The organism is Chitinophaga sp. 9-1-y (genome assembly GCF_059511905.2).
On record NZ_CM197955.1, the window covers coordinates 6,969,448 to 6,986,153 of the forward strand.

Here is a 16,706-nt window from a genome sequence, read left to right on the forward strand (position 1 = left end):
ATGTTCAGTATCGACCAAATTCTGGCTATTACCTTTACGTTATTTGCGGTCATTGATATTGTAGGCTCTATACCCGTACTCGTTTCCCTGAAAGAAAAGCTGGGGCATATAGACGCCGGGAAAGCCACGCTGGCTTCCGGTTTCCTGATGATCCTATTCCTGTTTGTGGGGGAGCCGTTCCTTAAATTACTGAGTGTTGACGTACATTCCTTTGCCGTAGCAGGTTCTATTGTGATTTTTGTTATTGGGCTGGAAATGATCCTGGGGCTGGAGTTCTTCAAAACGGACCAGGACGCCAAAGCCGGCAGCGTGGTCCCTATTGCCTTCCCATTAATAGCCGGGTCAGGTACCCTGACCACCATTATGTCGTTAAAAGCCAATTTCGACCAGTATAATATATTGGCGGGTATCTGTTTGAACCTGGTCATTGTGTATATTGTATTACGCTCCCTGAATTACATAGAACGCATGCTGGGTAAGGCTGGGCTAATGGTTTTGCGGAAATTTTTCGGGGTCATCCTGTTGGCGATAGCTGTTAAAATATTTAAGAGTAATATTAATCTTTAACCTGATTTGGGATTATACTTTAGAAAATGTAGTTTTGCGTTCTTTCCGGCCTCGTAGTACAATGGATAGTATAAGAGTTTCCGAAGCTCCAGATTCAAGTTCGATTCTTGACGAGGCTACCACCCAATGTCCGCAAATGAATCATTTGCGGACATTTTTTTAACTGCCTATACAGCTTAGATAATTTTGTAGCCATAAATCCCACTTTCATCTATGAGAAGAATACTCCTTTGTCTGTTCATGTCAGGCAGTGCGTTATTAGCACAGAGCCAAGATAACACTTACATTCAAAACCAAAGAGCTGCTGCACAAAGTGCCGATGCCTGGATCAATGGACGCTTTACCTCCAGCTACGTACAGACTTTTCGGGGTACCGGTACCAATCCTGATGGCGTTTCGCATCACGATTTCTTTGGTGGTGCAGCTACCCCAGCTGGTGTTAATTTGAGATGGAGGATGGTGTTACAGGGCGCAGAAAGCGGCAGCAACACCGGATCTGATTTCAGGATATGCAGCTATCAGGATGACGGCACCTTGCTCCTTAATCCATTTTCTATTTCAAGGGCCTCCGGTATTGTAAGCATAGCCAGCCTCGCAGGCAAGACAATTAGTAGTAATAATTCCCAGGGAGCACTAAGTATTTACGGAGGTGCCGCAGGCGTAGACAGCTACCGTGGGGCAGAGATAGGTCTTCGGGGAGGTACTTACAGCTCTACACCCGGCGAACTTTCTTTTCATACAGGCACAGGTGGTGGAGGTGTTTCCCAGCCTGAAAGAATGCGTATTGATGCGAATGGACTTGTTACTATTGCAAATGGGTTGAGCTTCACAAATACTAACAACCCTTTCTTAGACTTTGCCCCGTCTGGCTTAGGAGCCCCTACTTATAACTCCAGAAGTATAGGAAGCAAAATTTCGTTGAGGAGTGGAGTTCCCGGCCCTTCCAATACTGGCTGGGACATAGGTATGGAAGGTAATCATATGTGGTTTGGCGTTCCTTCTCAACTTAATACACAGGGCTTTAAATTTTATGCGGGCATTTCTCAGGTAGGCCGGTTAGATGGCTTTGGGGCACTGGATCTTGGAGGGCAAGGGCGTTTTAAGGGATGGTATACTGCCAATGGAACAGGCATGGCGGCGGAGATAGGGGTTACAGCAGCCAACATCGCCTCATTGATCGGCTTCGACAGAACAACCGGTGCAACAAAATATATTCCATTACAGCTTGCCGGAGGAACTACCAGTAGCAACCAGACAATACTTCTCCTTAATGAAAAAGGGGCGACTATTGCCCCAGGTAATACTGCTGTGAATCCGCAGACTGCGCTCTCTGTGAACGGCCTGATTACTGCAAGACAGGTTAAAGTAACACAAACTGGCTGGGCCGATTACGTATTCCATAAAAACTACCAGCTCCCTACACTAGCCGAAGTGGAAAAATATGTAGATACCCACCAGCACCTGGAAGGTATTCCTTCGGCAGCCGAAGTGGAAAAAGAAGGTATTGATGTAGGTGATATGAATAAAAAATTGCTGGCAAAAATAGAAGAGTTAACACTGTATCTTATTGAGCAGAATAGGAAGATAGCCGCTTTGGAAGAGTGGAAGATGCAGCAGGAGAAAAAGACAAAATAATTCTTACAATATTATCATACAGCCGTAAACGTTATACACAATGTTTACGGCTTTTTCAATATACACCTTGTCAGCGCAAACGGTACACACCTAAACAAAGAAGCAGGCTATTTTGATAGCCTGCTTCTTTGTTTATATACTGAGTTGCATTATCCATTCATTTCGCTCAATTCCAGCCAGCGCATGCCTTTATCATCCAGTAATTGAATGATTTCGCCAATGCGATGAGTCATGGGCTCCATTTTATCGAATGCCAGTTCTCCACTGGACAGGGCAGCTTCAATCGTTTTCTTTTCTGTTTCCAGGGTTTCAATTTCTTTCTCCAACATTTCAAGCTCCCGCTTTTCTTTGAACGACATCTTGCGGCCTTTGTTTTCGGCGGCAGGTGCGGCGGCAGCAGTAACTATCGGTTCGGGCGCTATCTCCTTTTTAGGCGCTGTCGTTTTCTTCTTATCTTCTTCTTTTTGCCATTCGCGGTATTGGGTGTAGTTGCCCGGGTAGTCGCGGATGTTGGCATCTCCTTCAAAAACAAACAGGTGTTCTACCAGCTTGTCCATAAAGTAACGATCGTGACTAACAATGATGACGCAGCCCTGGAAATCCTGCAGGAAGCTTTCCAGGATACTGAGGGTGGGCAAATCCAGGTCGTTGGTAGGTTCATCCAATACCAGGAAGTTGGGATTGCGGAACAGAATAGAGAGCAGGTGTAGCCTTCTTCTTTCTCCTCCACTCAACTTGGAAATATAGGTGTATTGCTTTTCTGCGGGGAAGAGAAATAATTCCAGGAACTGGGCAGCACTCACTTTAGTACCATCTGCTAAAGGAAAATTCTCTGCTATATTTTTCACAAATTCAATCACGCGCATATCTTCCTTCACCACCAATCCTGTTTGGGAATAGTTACCAAACACGATGGTTTCACCTATATTGATTTTACCGGAGTCTGGTTGTTCTGTGCCCAGCAGCATGTTCAGGAAGGTAGATTTACCCACTCCGTTTTTACCAACAATACCCACACGTTCTCCTTTCTTGAAAGTATAATCCATTCCTTTCAGGATTTTCAGATCTCCGAAAGATTTATATACTTTTTTGAGTTCCAGGATTTTGCCCCCCAGGCGGGTCATCTTTACATTGAGTTCCAGTTGCTGATCCGCGACTTTAGTGGTTGCTTTATCTTTTACTTCATAAAAAGCATCCTGGCGGGACTTCGACTTGGTAGTACGGGCTTTAGGCTGCTTGCGCATCCATTCCAGCTCTTTACGGTAAAGGTTACGGGCTTTGTCTACACTGGCTTTGTCCATTTCCTCCCTTGTGGCTTTCCTTTCCAGGTAGTTTTCATAATCTCCTTTATAGATAAACAGCTGCTCCTGGTCCAGTTCCATGATTTCATTACACACGCTATCGAGGAAATAACGGTCGTGGGTCACCAGCAGCAGGGTTACTCTTTCCTGATCAAGATAATTTTCCAGCCACTCGATCATAGATACGTCCAGGTGGTTGGTAGGCTCATCCATGATCAGTAAAACGTGCTTATGTTCGAAGCCGATTTCGATCAATACTTTCGCAAGTGCTACCCTTTTTTGCTGGCCGCCGGAGAGGGAACCTACCGGTTGATCCAGATTGTGTATATTAAGTTTTCCTAATATCTGTTTTACTTTTGAGTCGAAGTGCCAGGCATTTAGCTCATCCATTTTGGCAATGGCCTCTGTTAATTTATCGAGATCGGGGTCTTCATGGCCTTCTTCGGTCAGGAGTTCATAGGCTTTGATGGCGTTTAAAATGGGATTGTCGTGATTGAAGATGTTCTCTATCACGGTTTTAGACATATCAAAATCTGCCTGTTGTTCCAGCATTACTACGGTAACATCCTTATGTATCCATACTTTCCCGCTATCGGGCACATCTTTTCCACACAAAATGCGTAACAGGGTAGATTTCCCTGTACCGTTGAGCGCTACCAGCGCTATTTTATCTCCTTCTTCAATATGAAAAGAAATGTCTTTGAATAATGGTTTGGTGCCAAAAGATTTGGTAAGCCCTTCTACTGTAACGTAATGCATACCGCGAAGTTATAAATTATCGGCAACACTGTAAGGAATGGGGAGATTATGTGTTTGATATTATCTTTTTTTTCGTATATTCATTATAGGATAAGTGGGATTTCCTGTACCCAATAACTTTTTATTACAATGCAGCATTTCGGCCCTTTGTCCATTATTATCCTCCCCCTCTTTGCGTTAAATCAGTAAAAAAGCCCTTGCGCTAAAAAGCGGAAGGGCTTGTGTATGATTTCATTTTGTTGATTAGAAGTCGTAATAAAACTGGCGGAAGGTGCTCCGCAAGCCAAAGCTAAAGATCAGATCAGTGCTTTTACTGATGTCATTGCTCACCTTTCTTGCCGCCAAAGAAGCCTCCAAACGAAGATTATACTTAGGGTTTACGACATAAGCAACTGTTCCTTGTGCATAGAGCAGATTGGTTTTAATACCCTGCCCTATATAGTTTCCATATGCGTTAGGATGAGTAGTATAAGGTTTTGATATATCATGCCCATAATTGGTTTTCTCATCAGGGTCATCTCCATATTTAGAATACATTATTTCCCCACGGCCGTACCAGCGCTTAATACGATAGGTAGCAATACCTAACACCTCCCAGAAATTGGCTCCAAGCGGATGTGCCAGGGATTGATTGTAATGTTCGTAGTTAATTAATGTGCTCCTATAAGAGTAAGTGTAAGGACGAACAGCATTATATTCACCCTGCAGATCAAGATTTTTAGCCTTAAATAAATCGAATGACCGGAAACCTAATTGCCAGGACTGTTTGTTTGCCCACCAGCCATTGCCTTTGAAGACTTCGTTTAACTTAAATTCATCCAACACCAACTGACCATAGATAGTAGTTTTGGGGAATAGTTTGAACTTGGCATTCATACCAACCAGTGCATTATCGGAAGAGCCCTCAGAGAATTCAGCCGAACGGAGGAAAATAATAGGATTCATATAGCTCCAATCGAAGCCACGCTTACGGCCGGAAGAATCGGCGTCTGGCCAGATAACAGCATCAAAGAGCCCAATGGTTAGTTTCTTGCTTACATTCCAGTCCAGGAAATGAAATACGCCCCATTTTTTATAGTAGCCCAGATCATCATACGCAGAGGCAAAGCTTTTGCTGTGCTTATCCATAAATTGCGCCCACATAGCAGTGTACTGTACACTTCCAAGCGTTCCTGTTAATTTAAGATATGGGTAACTGAATTGAATATCTGACAGAATCAATGAGCGATAACCATCTCCAATAAAGTTTTGCCCATAACCGGCCGTCACATTCAGGTACTTGTTAGGTGTATAGGATAATAAGGCACTGGCATAATTATAATCGAATGCTTTGCCATTGCTATAATCCTTAATTCCTCCCTGTCCGGGCACAATTTGATTCTTGCGTATGTACTGGTCCAGGTAGCCTGGAAACTTACCCTGGTTTTCAAAAAAGTAAGATTCAAAATAAAACTTAGTACCAATGTTTGCCTGGATACTGGCTCCTCTTGTATTTAACCAGGTAGTTTTGCTACCATCTCTGGACTTGCCTATCTGAAAATCAGGTAGAAAGTCAATAAATACGTTGTAGTCTTTATTTCTAAATTCCAGCAGATGCTCGTCGAAAAGTTTCCGGTGGACTAAACTATGCTTAGATGTATCCGGACGGGTATACATTGCACTGGTATCTTCGTGCAAAATTTGTTTAAACGCAGTATGATGATTACTGCTATCCATATATAGTTCCCGGATATTCTGGGAATGATATGGAATAATAACAGGTAACTTTTCCTGAGCACTGATATTACCGCATAGTAACACTATTGCGATCATCCAAATGAGATGCTTCATTCATTCTTTTTTGAGAGCTTGAAAATACACACGGAACCAGGTTTCACAAACATCCAAACAAACTGATCCTGATGCAGGACACAACATTTCCAGCTTGCCGAATGCAAAGATAATGTTTTCAATAAATCGTAATGACAGCGTGGGATTGGTAGAATAAGAACTCAGCCTCTCATGAAGCTGAGTTCTTATTTAGAATTTTTCTTTGATTTCATTATAAACCCCTGTAATCCCTTCTTCAAGGCCGAGGCTGGCTTTCCAGCCATAGCTATTTAATTTACTTACATCCATTAGCTTCCTGGGGGTACCATCCGGCTTGCTGGTATCAAATTCCAGATTGCCCTCAAATCCGACAATCTTCTTAATTAACTGTGCCAGATCACCAATACTGATATCTTCACCAACACCAATATTTACGAGGCCTTTCTCACTATAGTTTTGCATCAGGTAAAAACAGGCATCGGCCATATCATCCGCGTGCAGAAATTCGCGTTTGGGCGTTCCTGTTCCCCATATTGTTACTGTTGGCTGATTATTTACTTTTGCCTCATGCATTTTGCGCAACATAGCGGGTAATACATGGGAGTTATTCAGATCATAATTGTCATTCGGTCCATACAGGTTAGTTGGCATTACAGAAATAAAATTACATCCGTATTGCGCTCTATACGCATCACACATTTCTATTCCTGCAATCTTTGCAATAGCATACGGTTCATTGGTTGGTTCCAATGGTCCTGTAAGCAAATATTCTTCCTTCAGCGGTTGTGGCGCTAATTTCGGATAAATACACGATGACCCCAGGAACATTAGTTTCTTAGCATTGTTCAAATACGCATGATGAATGACATTATTCTGGATCATGAGGTTTTCGTAAATGAACTGACCGCGATAGGTATTATTAGCCATAATACCTCCCACTTTGGCAGCAGCCAGGAAAACATAATCTGGTTTTGTCTCTTCAAAAAAAGCAGCCACTGCAGCCTGATCCCGGAGGTCAAGTTCTTTCGACGTTTTCGTAATAATATTATTGAATCCGTCTTTCTTCAAGCGTCTTACAATGGCAGAACCCACCATTCCTCTATGCCCGGCAACATATATTTTATCTTTGGTGTTCATGCCTACTCAAATTGATTTAAAACTTTATACCCTGCATCTTTCAGTAACTTTTCACGTTGAAACAGCTCCACATCTGCGGCCACCATTTCTTTTACCAACGCTGGTAAATCATATTTAGGAGTCCATCCCAGTTGTGTTTTCGCTTTTGTTGGATTGCCAATTAACAACTCCACCTCTGTTGGCCGGAAATATCTTGGATCTATTGCTACAACTTCCTGTCCTATTGCTAATGGAGATCCTTCCTGGCTAACACTTTTCACATATCCTTTTTCGTCAATACCTTCTCCCTTAAAAGTTAGTTCGACACCAACTTCAGCAAATGCCATTATAATAAAATCTCTTACAGTAGTTGTTATTCCCGTAGCAATAACATAATCCTCTGGTTTATCTTGTTGCAACATGAGCCACATTGCTTCCACATAGTCTCTTGCATGCCCCCAATCACGTTTTGCATCAAGGTTTCCCATATACAGTTTATCCTGCATTCCTAACGCCAGCTTTGCAACGGCGCGGGTGATCTTTCTTGTCACAAATGTTTCACCTCTTAAAGGGCTTTCATGGTTAAATAGGATTCCGTTGCAGGCAAACATATTATATGCCTCTCTGTAATTTACGGTAATCCAATAGGCATACATTTTAGCAACTGCGTATGGAGAACGGGGATAAAACGGCGTTTTTTCTGATTGCGGCACTTCCTGTACAAGACCATATAATTCAGAAGTAGATGCCTGGTATACTCTTGTTTTTTGGGAAAGGCCCAGAATCCGTATAGCCTCCAGGATACGCAGGGTACCGATACCATCCGCGTCCGCTGTATACTCAGGTGCTTCAAAGCTCACCTGTACATGACTCATTGCTCCAAGATTATAGATCTCATCTGGTTGCACCTCCTGAATAATACGGATCAGATTGGTGCTATCGGTGAGATCCCCATAATGCAACTTAAAGTTTACATTCTTTTCGTGTGGGTCCTGATATAAATGATCTATCCTATCTGTATTAAAAAGAGAACTTCTTCTTTTAATACCGTGGACTTTATAGTTTTTTTTCAGCAGTAGCTGTGCAAGATAAGCACCATCCTGTCCAGTAATACCTGTTATAAGAGCAACTTTCATTTATATTAATATCTAATCAAAAAATATGAATCATTTGGATGTAACAAGAAACCCTGCAATTTGATTAATTAATTTTGTTCTATCAAATTCATTCCTGCTTAGCTCCCGGGCATTCGATTCCAGCTGAGCCAGCTCCGGTTTCTCTAATGTATAAAATGACTGAAAAGCTGTAGCAATTGCTTCAGGCGATTCCGGATCCGCACATATCCCTATATTATTATCTACAATCAGGCTGGCAGTTTCACCCTTGATAATTCCCAGCAAAGGTTTCTCCATCGCAATATAAGCCTGAAACTTTGAAGGAACGGTTATCTCAAATATAGGTTTGTCTATTAGTGAAATTACCAGTACCTGACTATTGCTTAAATAAACCGGCATTTCTTCCAACGGTTTACGCCCCCAAAAAACAACATCACCAATATGTTCATTTTCTACAATTTCCTTTATGTCTCCCAGATTACTTCCATCACCTATAATATTCAATGTTGCGCCATTATGTACACTGTTAAAAGCATGAAATCCTCTCACAACATTTTCAAGATTCTGCACTTTACCAATGTTCCCGGCAAAAGTAAAATTCATTTTGGGACCCAATATATTTTCAGGCACACTGGAAACTTTATCGTCATTAGTCACTAACGACCAATTGGGAACATACCTGATAGGCTTTTCCCTGCCGGCATAATTTTCTATTTTGGATACAAATCCTTTACAGGAAACCAATATCACATCGGTATGCCTGTACACCCAGGATGTAAATCTGCTCAGCATTGAAACCAATAGCTTCCTTTTTTTGAACCCATATGCAAATACAGTATCCGGCCACACATCCTGTGTATAAACAATCAGATCTCTTCTGAAAATCTTCTTCCAGATCACTCCTGGAATGGCTACTGTCAGCGGCCCTGTTTGATATACAAACACCTTACTGTATTTTCTGCCAATAAATAATATGGCAATTGTACTGCACCAAAGAAAACATATATAATTTAAGATCTTCAGCGCCAAATGTTTGGCATAACCAGGAACAATAGGTACACGATATATGTTAACTTCATTATGGATATTCTTCTGAAACAGCCTGTTCTTATATCCTTTCATTGTTACGCCCAGCGGGTACGACGGCGTCCTGGTCAGTACATCTACATCGTATCCTTGCTTTTTCAGGTCAAAACAAAGATCGTTTACCAAGAAACTTTCAGGATAAAATACTTCTGTAATTATCAGGTACTTCTCTTTACTCATATCAAAAGGAATAATGAGTATATAATTCCTTGTTCTCCATCATCATAGCCAGTTGTTCTTTCAGCATATCCGGGTAAGGAGGTACGTTGTATTCAAAATCCTTTCTTGTATTAACAAGACTTTTATCAACGTTTTTGGCATTAACTGGCTTTATTGTAACATCCTCTTTATGCCAAATGTCTTTAAATAATAATAAAAGGTCGTACTTCGCGATTTTTTCGGGTGCCGTCAAATGAACAAGACCTGTTTGTCCATTTTTGATCACAGACATTACTGCTTTTGATAACTCCAGCGTGGTTACTCCTGACCAAAAGGCATTGGTGTATCCACCAATCTCTCCATGTTGCAGCATAAACCAGTGAAAAAGGCCTTCTCCCGAAGTTTTCAGCTCTGGTCCGATAATAGAAGTTCTGATAGTTACATGCCTGTCATTGATAATTTCACCCAAAATCTTAGTTTGGGCATACACATCTTTTCCGTCTCTGTAGTCATTCTCGGTATAATTCCCTTTCTCACCGGAAAACACACAATCTGTACTAATATGGATTAGTTTTGCATCTGCCATATCCGCCAACCGCATTAGTTCATGCGGAAAGAAGGCATTAACATAAATGGCATTGGCATTATTGCTGTTGGCTCCTTTTATCAGGACACCAATACAATTGATAATAAAATCAGGTTTAACAGACAATACCAGGTTTTCCAGTTTTTCTCTGTCAATAATATCCAGTACGATGGAATTATCAGAGGTTTTGTTTCTTGCAACATCTATTATTTCAAATCCACCGTCTTGCTCCAGGGTTTTGAGCATTACGTGGCCGGCCATACCTGCTGATCCGAATAACAGAATTTTTTTCTTCTTACTCATGTTATTGTTTATACCAAACAGTTCTATTAATGTAGTCTGTGTATGATAAGATAATTCTAACTACTTTTTTGGAGACATTCTCTACATCATAATCCACGACAGTTCTGAATACATTCTTGTTTTCATGAAATTGTTGTACAACCACATCAATTGCATTCAGTATTTGTTCTTTTTTCAATCCTGTCATTATAAGCACGCCTTCGTCCATTCCCTCCGGTCTTTCATGTGCCTGTCTGATGGTGATTGCCGGGAAATGCAGGATAGAAGATTCTTCTGTAATGGTGCCGCTGTCTGATATTACACAAAAAGCTTCTTTCTGCAGTTTTATATACTCGTAGAATCCAAAAGGTTTTGAAAAAATTATTCTTTCATCGGCGTTAATATGTCCGATCTGTTCCAATTTTTTCCGTGTTCTTGGATGTGTTGAGATAATGATCTTCTTATTATACTTCTTCGCAATTTCGTTAATGGATTCCAGCAAATTCTGGAAGTTCTCTTCTGAGTCCACATTCTCTTCACGATGGGTGCTGATTAAAAAATAACCGCCTGTTTCCAATCCTTCCTTCTCCAATATATTGCATTGCTCAATACCATCCTGGTGTTGTTTCAGCACTTCTTTCATGGAAGAACCGGTTTTGATGATATTCTCAGGTGGCAATCCTTCTGCTATCAAATACCTTCTGGCATGCTCTGAAAGTGGCATATTAATATCACTCAGATGATCTACAATTTTTCTATTTATTTCTTCTGGTACCCGTTGATCGAAACACCGGTTACCTGCTTCCATATGAAAAATAGGGATCTTCCTTTTCTTGGCCGGTATTACAGATAAGCAGCTATTGGTATCTCCATATACCAACAATGCATCTGGTTTTTCTTTTGCCAATACCTCGTCTGCTTTCTCAATTACCTTTGCAATAGTCAATGCTGCAGTTTCCATTGCAGCATTCAAAAAGTAATCCGGCTTCCGGATGTTTAACTGGTTAAAGAAAATTTCGTTTAATTCGTAATCAAAGTTTTGTCCGGTATGAACTAAAATATGATTTGTATATTTTTCCAGTTCGTTAATAACACAACTTAACTTTATGATTTCAGGCCTGGTGCCTACAATTGTCATTACTTTTAACATACCTTAATTTTGTAATTCCTCCTGAATAAAATCCAAACTTAACAGCAATTCTTTTGTCGCTTTTAAATCAAGGCGATGTGTGTTATGCGAATTGTAGTCTTCTGCGGCAGAAGTCTTAACTTCTCCTTCTGCAAAGAACTTAGAGTAGTTCAGGTCCCTGTCATCTGAAGGCACTCTGTAGTAATCCTTAAGATCTTCTGCTTTGGCCATTTCTTCTCTGTTCAGTAAGGTTTCATAAAGCTTTTCTCCATGTCTGGTACCAATAATTTTGATTTCATTGCTGGCATTAAAGATTTCTTTCAGGGCTACTGCCAGATCATGAATTGTTGAAGCTGGTGCTTTTTGTACAAAAATATCTCCGGGGAAAGCATGTTCAAACGCAAATTTGACCAATTCAACTGACTGGTCAAGCGACATCATGAACCTGGTCATATTAGGATCTGTAATCGTCAACGACTTACCTTCTTTGATTTGTTTAACAAACAAAGGGATTACTGATCCTCTTGAGGCCATTACATTGCCATAGCGGGTGGCGCAGAATACCATTTTCTTCGCATCCAGCAACCTTGCCTTTGCCACCATTAACTTTTCCATCATCGCCTTTGACAACCCCATGGCGTTAATAGGATAAACCGCCTTATCGGTGCTCAATACAATAACTCTGTTAACGTTATTTTTATATGCTGCTGACAATACATTTTCTGCGCCAAGTATATTGGTTCTTACAGCTTCCATAGGATAAAACTCACAGGAAGGAACCTGCTTTAAAGCTGCTGCATGAAAAACATAATCGACCCCTACCATTGCCTGATCTACACTTTGCGAATCTCTGACGTCACCTATATAATATTTGATTTTTGTATCATTATAAAGTAACCTCATGTCATCTTGCTTCTTTTCATCCCTGCTGAAAATGCGGATTTCTTTGATGTCCGACTTAAGAAATTGCTTCAATACTGCATTTCCGAACGAGCCTGTGCCTCCAGTAATAAGTAGTGTCTTATTCTCAAACATATTATTAATTTTCATTTATGATTATAGCGACAAAATTAAAAAACTCTTTCCATCCATTTTGCTGTTCAATGCATAATGGATTATATGATTTATTATTCATGTACGATTGTTCAATAGCTTTAGCCCAGGTTTCCGGAGACTTCACTTGTTCAAACTGTACTCCCTCATAATCGGCCAGGACTTCCCTTGCATAGTTCATATCTGCAGCTATAATTTTTAGTCCAAATGAAGCTGCTTCAATCAGTGGAAGTCCAAAGGTTTCCATAACGCTGGGGAAAACAACTAAATCTACATTTTTATAATAGGAAATAACGGTTGAATAACTGATTTTTCCGGTAAAAATAAAATAATCCTGTAACCCCAGGGCTATTATTCGATTTACAAATGCCTTACTTTGATCAAATTCGCACGTGAAAATAATCTTAATATTATTATCAGGTAACCGACCGGAACTAATGAGCAAATGCAGGGCCTCTACAATTTCTATGTGATTCTTATGTATAAAGGGCAAAGCAGGATAGAAAACATAAAACGGACCGGTTTCCAGGGCTAACAATGCTGCATTTTCTCCGTTTGGGAGTGTAAAATCGGGTCTGATAACCCTTATTTTTTCACTCGGAACAGAGAATTTCTTCATAACTCCCTCACGTATCCATTTGGTTTGTACAACAAAATAGGTTTTACCTGTTAAAGTAATTCTGGTAAAAAAAGGGTAAATCCACTTATAAAACCAAAAGATTCGCTCTTCTTTCCGGAAAATACTCCAGTTAATCTTTTCAAAAGGCGCCGGCTGGTGATAATAGATTAATTGGGGAACCTGTTTATTATATCTGATACCGGTGTTTTGAAAAGATACCAGTAATGATGGCACAATTTGTTGCTGATCTATCCACTGGCGCATTCCTCTATAGTCCCATTCCAGCCTTTTCAAATAACTTTTCCTGCTCACATTAATGATATGTACACCCGTATTATCATAAGCAGGTAAGGCTATGCTCGTGAATACATAGATATTGTACCTGTCAATGTTTTCTATTGCCGCATTTATAAATTGATTTAAAATGCTAAGCGCTCCTCCCTCCACTGCTGCCGTTACATTAACCAGGATATTAGGCAAATTCCTTTTCAAAAAGTTCCAAGTTTATATAAAAAATATATATTAAAAATTTACTTCTGTTTCCCATAAGCATCCAAAGTTAAAAAATTCTCGTTCAGGACAGAGATGCCTGATTGTTTAGCTTTAGCGGTGAAATTGTCAATCAGGGACTGCAACGGTTGATTATTACCTGACGAGGTTACATTTAACGCTTTTGACGTAGCTACTCTTGCTGAAGCGCCTGCAGCAGCTAAGGGGTTTCCGGCTTTGGCAGTCTCTATTGTGGCATAATCCAGGGTTAGCTGCAGAAAATTGATTCTTTTGGCATACAATGGATCATTTTTCACCATGTCCTGCGCCTGGTTCAGAATACTTTTGTAATTATCAAGATATGTCGGCGATAAAAAGGTATTTGCTGCCTGTCCGGGATTGCCCCCTGTTTTTAAAACTGCCCCTGTTGCCAACACTGCCTGCTCGCGTGCGTCAAGGTATTGTTTAACTTTGCCAGCGGCATTCCCATACATAGATTGTAAAAAGGACGACACAATTGCATCCTCGTCTGCATTAGGATTCCACATCATTTCTGCTAATAAATAATTCTTCAGCTCAGCAAAATCTTCCGGGCATCCGCCGGCTCCCTGTTCAAAAACCGCTGTAATATTATTTTCGCGAAAATATTGCAAATTAGGCCCTAAAACCGCAATAACCGGGAACGGTGCCAGAAAATGTGCATATTGTGACACATAATCCCAAACAATAATATTATTTGTCAGATTAGTCCAACCTTCAAAATCTCTTCTGAAAGCAACAGCACCGGCACCATTATCTGTTTTTATCGGTTTTGTTCTGTCACAGCCGATTGTAGACAACATAATATTTACATTGGCGGCTGGTCTTATTGTTAGGGGCGGCCTTTGCGAGTATTGATAAGCCAACGTTGAGATGATCTTATCGGGAAACCTTGCCGCCACTTTATTGACAAAAGTTAAAATAGTAGCCGACTGACTCTTCTCTCTAAAGTTTAATTTATTACAGAGATCACAGGTACAATATTGATAGTTGTCGTTCTGACTAACAGACCAATATTTCGCACCAGGCTTCTTTTGCATTAGGTCTGCCAGATTTTTTGTTAAAACCTCCAGCACTTCGGGATTTGATAAGCACAGTTGGGTGGTTACCCGTTTGCCGTCTCTCAGGGCATAGTATTCAGGATGATCTTTAAAGTATTTTGCTGGTGGTACCAATGTGTTAAAAGTATGAACAAAAAGGCCCCAACCTGATGAGCTATCATACTGGGTATTTAATTTATGCCAGTCACGATATTCCTGTTGCGGAATCAGTGTATTATAGAAATAAATTTCCCGGTAACTGAATCCAGGGTTTTCGAGATCATTAATCGATGTTCTAAATGATATATCCTTATTGGTGGGGACTATTGGAGGTGCTGATCCTATTTTTTTGAAACCCAGGTATTTATCAAGATAAGTATACGCTCCGTATACATTTCCCTTCTCCCCTTTTCCCAGGATATATAAATTATTGTTGACTGTTTTAATGAGGAAGCCGTTGTCATTAATACCTGTACTCTTAATCCCTGCTTTTGCTGCAAGGCTGGTCATTCCTATGGAAATAACATTATTGGAGGCAGCAGCAGCATCTGTTTTAATTGCCAGTGATGCACCGGATAACTGCTTAATATACTTCTGCAAAATAGCTGCGGCGGCTTTTTCATCGGCATTGGCTTTCCCGGATATTACAATGGTATAATCTGAAATACTGTTCGTCTCTCTCGGGTTATTTCCCTTGTTTCCGGAAGCATACATCCGGGAGGTAATACATAATATTAAACACACCATCATCGCGCCTATTGCAGCAATGATCACTTTCTTGTTTCTCATAGTCTTCATGGCTTTAAAAATTAAGAGCGAATTGTTTAATAAAAATGAAAAACTAGTCAATCACCGTCTTATAAGGTACATAAGCGTCTTCCGGTGAGTTTACAATTGTGTTCATTCCCCATACGCAGTATAGTCCAATGATGAGAATAGCGAATACTTTGAAAACTGTTTCCTTCAGACATTTAATCATAATGGGGATCAATAATATTTCAAACTGTTGAAAATAGAGACTGCCTCGTCCTCCCATTTGAGGGAAGGAATTCAGCACCAAATAAAAAATCAAACCATATACATATATATTAAATACCACATTTGTATATGATGGCAATTGCACTGATCTATCCTTCAACCACAATAATGCCAATACTAAAAATATCCGAAAGAAAACGGAAAAAGTAAGTCCCAGCGTTTGATCTGCTTCTATAACAGAAGCGTACAATAAAAGTTTATTTGACAGGAATCCAGGCAAAAGCCCCATACCGTAGGTCAATAATATGGTCTTGAAATCAAAAAATACGGCAAACAGGGTAGATAATGCGATAACAATAGTGATCGTTTTCTTGGAAAATTGTCGGTTTGCAAGAAAATATACCGGCACAAAAAGAATGGCAGATAAATGGAAAAGGCAGGCTAATAATGTAATCAGAAGGAACTTTTTTAGATTCTTATTCTGGATGCTGTCAAGAGTGAACAATATAATCGCCATTGCCAATCCTTGCCTGATTTGCCCCATATCCTGGGCTAAAAAAACCCTGGAATAATAAATCATTACGGAGAAGAAGGGGTAGATCGAGTATTTTTCTATAAAACGGAATTTGAGGAATATGGCTATCACTGCAAATAAAAAGAGCATTCCGCCATAAGGAGAGTTTAACGATTTAAGCAGGTAAATGAGTATTCCCATCCCGGGCTCAACCGCGAGACTCTGTGTAGCATCCTTAAAACTTCTAATGTCATCGAAGATATTCTGATAATTTTCGAAGTCAAAACCTGTCTCAAACCTCAGACCAGAGAACAAGATCAACAAAACACAAAGCAGATAGAATAATAATGATTTCAGGCGGGCCGGAATCTTAACCAGATCTGCGCCGGATAAAACCAATAAAAAAGCGAATATTATAAAATAAACCATG

The 16,706-nt window shown here is 40.3% G+C and carries 13 protein-coding genes and 1 tRNA gene; 3 read left to right on the plus strand and 11 right to left on the minus strand.

The window, feature by feature from the left end:
- The 3 genes from AC5ZC7_RS27580 (at position 1) to AC5ZC7_RS27590 (ending at position 2,202) form a co-directional block, all read left to right on the plus strand.
- Positions 1-567, plus strand: coding sequence for a MarC family protein (locus tag AC5ZC7_RS27580; protein WP_496162260.1), 567 nt, complete (start codon positions 1-3; stop codon positions 565-567).
- Positions 568-614: 47 nt separating this feature from the next.
- Positions 615-689 (plus strand) — tRNA-Arg (locus tag AC5ZC7_RS27585).
- A 91-nt stretch (positions 690-780) separates the two neighbouring features.
- The gene (locus AC5ZC7_RS27590; RefSeq protein WP_496162261.1) at positions 781-2,202 is read left to right on the plus strand and encodes a hypothetical protein; all 1,422 of its coding nucleotides are present in this window, start codon (positions 781-783) and stop codon (positions 2,200-2,202) included.
- Between the two features lie 149 nt (positions 2,203-2,351).
- On the opposite strand, the gene AC5ZC7_RS27595 is transcribed toward AC5ZC7_RS27590, so the two are convergent.
- The 11 genes from AC5ZC7_RS27595 to AC5ZC7_RS27645 all read right to left on the minus strand — a co-directional run bounded on the left by AC5ZC7_RS27595 (position 2,352) and on the right by AC5ZC7_RS27645 (position 16,705).
- Positions 2,352-4,262 carry an ATP-binding cassette domain-containing protein gene (locus tag AC5ZC7_RS27595; protein WP_496162262.1) on the minus strand — a complete coding sequence of 637 codons (1,911 nt, stop codon included), beginning with the start codon at positions 4,260-4,262 and terminating at the stop codon, positions 2,352-2,354.
- Positions 4,263-4,505: 243 nt separating this feature from the next.
- Complete coding sequence (locus AC5ZC7_RS27600) at positions 4,506-6,092, minus strand: hypothetical protein (RefSeq protein WP_496162263.1); 1,587 nt, start codon at positions 6,090-6,092, stop codon at positions 4,506-4,508.
- Between the two features lie 189 nt (positions 6,093-6,281).
- Positions 6,282-7,208 (minus strand): GDP-L-fucose synthase, encoded by a 927-nt coding sequence (fcl, locus tag AC5ZC7_RS27605; protein WP_496162264.1) that lies wholly within the window; start codon positions 7,206-7,208, stop codon positions 6,282-6,284.
- A 2-nt stretch (positions 7,209-7,210) separates the two neighbouring features.
- Positions 7,211-8,323 carry a GDP-mannose 4,6-dehydratase gene (gmd, locus tag AC5ZC7_RS27610; protein WP_496162265.1) on the minus strand — a complete coding sequence of 371 codons (1,113 nt, stop codon included), beginning with the start codon at positions 8,321-8,323 and terminating at the stop codon, positions 7,211-7,213.
- 30 nt (positions 8,324-8,353) lie between these two features.
- Positions 8,354-9,568: a glycosyltransferase gene (locus AC5ZC7_RS27615; protein ID WP_496162266.1), complete on the minus strand. Its 1,215-nt coding sequence runs from the start codon at positions 9,566-9,568 to the stop codon at positions 8,354-8,356.
- Between the two features lies 1 nt (position 9,569).
- Positions 9,570-10,436: a sugar nucleotide-binding protein gene (locus tag AC5ZC7_RS27620; protein ID WP_496162267.1), complete on the minus strand. Its 867-nt coding sequence runs from the start codon at positions 10,434-10,436 to the stop codon at positions 9,570-9,572.
- Between the two features lies 1 nt (position 10,437).
- A complete protein-coding gene (gene wecB, locus AC5ZC7_RS27625; protein ID WP_496162268.1) occupies positions 10,438-11,565 on the minus strand; it encodes a non-hydrolyzing UDP-N-acetylglucosamine 2-epimerase in 1,128 nt (375 codons plus the stop codon).
- Positions 11,566-11,568: 3 nt separating this feature from the next.
- Positions 11,569-12,579, minus strand: a complete 1,011-nt coding sequence (locus AC5ZC7_RS27630) for a polysaccharide biosynthesis protein (protein ID WP_496162269.1) — start codon at positions 12,577-12,579, stop codon at positions 11,569-11,571.
- A gap of 4 nt (positions 12,580-12,583) precedes the next feature.
- On the minus strand, positions 12,584-13,696 hold the full coding sequence (locus AC5ZC7_RS27635) for a glycosyltransferase (RefSeq protein WP_511911283.1): 1,113 nt from the start codon (positions 13,694-13,696) through the stop codon (positions 12,584-12,586).
- Positions 13,697-13,746: 50 nt separating this feature from the next.
- Positions 13,747-15,633 carry a DUF4838 domain-containing protein gene (locus AC5ZC7_RS27640; protein WP_496162271.1) on the minus strand — a complete coding sequence of 629 codons (1,887 nt, stop codon included), beginning with the start codon at positions 15,631-15,633 and terminating at the stop codon, positions 13,747-13,749.
- A complete protein-coding gene (locus AC5ZC7_RS27645) occupies positions 15,626-16,705 on the minus strand; it encodes an EpsG family protein (RefSeq protein WP_496162272.1) in 1,080 nt (359 codons plus the stop codon). The genes AC5ZC7_RS27640 and AC5ZC7_RS27645 overlap by 8 nt, the downstream gene beginning before the upstream one ends.
- Between the last annotated feature and the right edge of the window lies 1 nt (position 16,706).

Excerpts from the sequence above, each read along its gene's own strand:
- AC5ZC7_RS27580 (WP_496162260.1), top strand. The coding sequence starts at position 1 with ATGTTCAGTATCGACCAAATTCTGGCTATTACCTTTACGTTATTTGCG.
- AC5ZC7_RS27590 (WP_496162261.1), top strand. The coding sequence starts at position 781 with ATGAGAAGAATACTCCTTTGTCTGTTCATGTCAGGCAGTGCGTTATTA.
- AC5ZC7_RS27595 (WP_496162262.1), bottom strand. The coding sequence starts at position 4,262 with ATGCATTACGTTACAGTAGAAGGGCTTACCAAATCTTTTGGCACCAAA.
- AC5ZC7_RS27600 (WP_496162263.1), bottom strand. The coding sequence starts at position 6,092 with ATGAAGCATCTCATTTGGATGATCGCAATAGTGTTACTATGCGGTAAT.
- fcl (WP_496162264.1), bottom strand. The coding sequence starts at position 7,208 with ATGAACACCAAAGATAAAATATATGTTGCCGGGCATAGAGGAATGGTG.
- gmd (WP_496162265.1), bottom strand. The coding sequence starts at position 8,323 with ATGAAAGTTGCTCTTATAACAGGTATTACTGGACAGGATGGTGCTTAT.
- AC5ZC7_RS27615 (WP_496162266.1), bottom strand. The coding sequence starts at position 9,568 with ATGAGTAAAGAGAAGTACCTGATAATTACAGAAGTATTTTATCCTGAA.
- AC5ZC7_RS27620 (WP_496162267.1), bottom strand. The coding sequence starts at position 10,436 with ATGAGTAAGAAGAAAAAAATTCTGTTATTCGGATCAGCAGGTATGGCC.
- wecB (WP_496162268.1), bottom strand. The coding sequence starts at position 11,565 with ATGTTAAAAGTAATGACAATTGTAGGCACCAGGCCTGAAATCATAAAG.
- AC5ZC7_RS27630 (WP_496162269.1), bottom strand. The coding sequence starts at position 12,579 with ATGTTTGAGAATAAGACACTACTTATTACTGGAGGCACAGGCTCGTTC.
- AC5ZC7_RS27645 (WP_496162272.1), bottom strand. The coding sequence starts at position 16,705 with ATGGTTTATTTTATAATATTCGCTTTTTTATTGGTTTTATCCGGCGCA.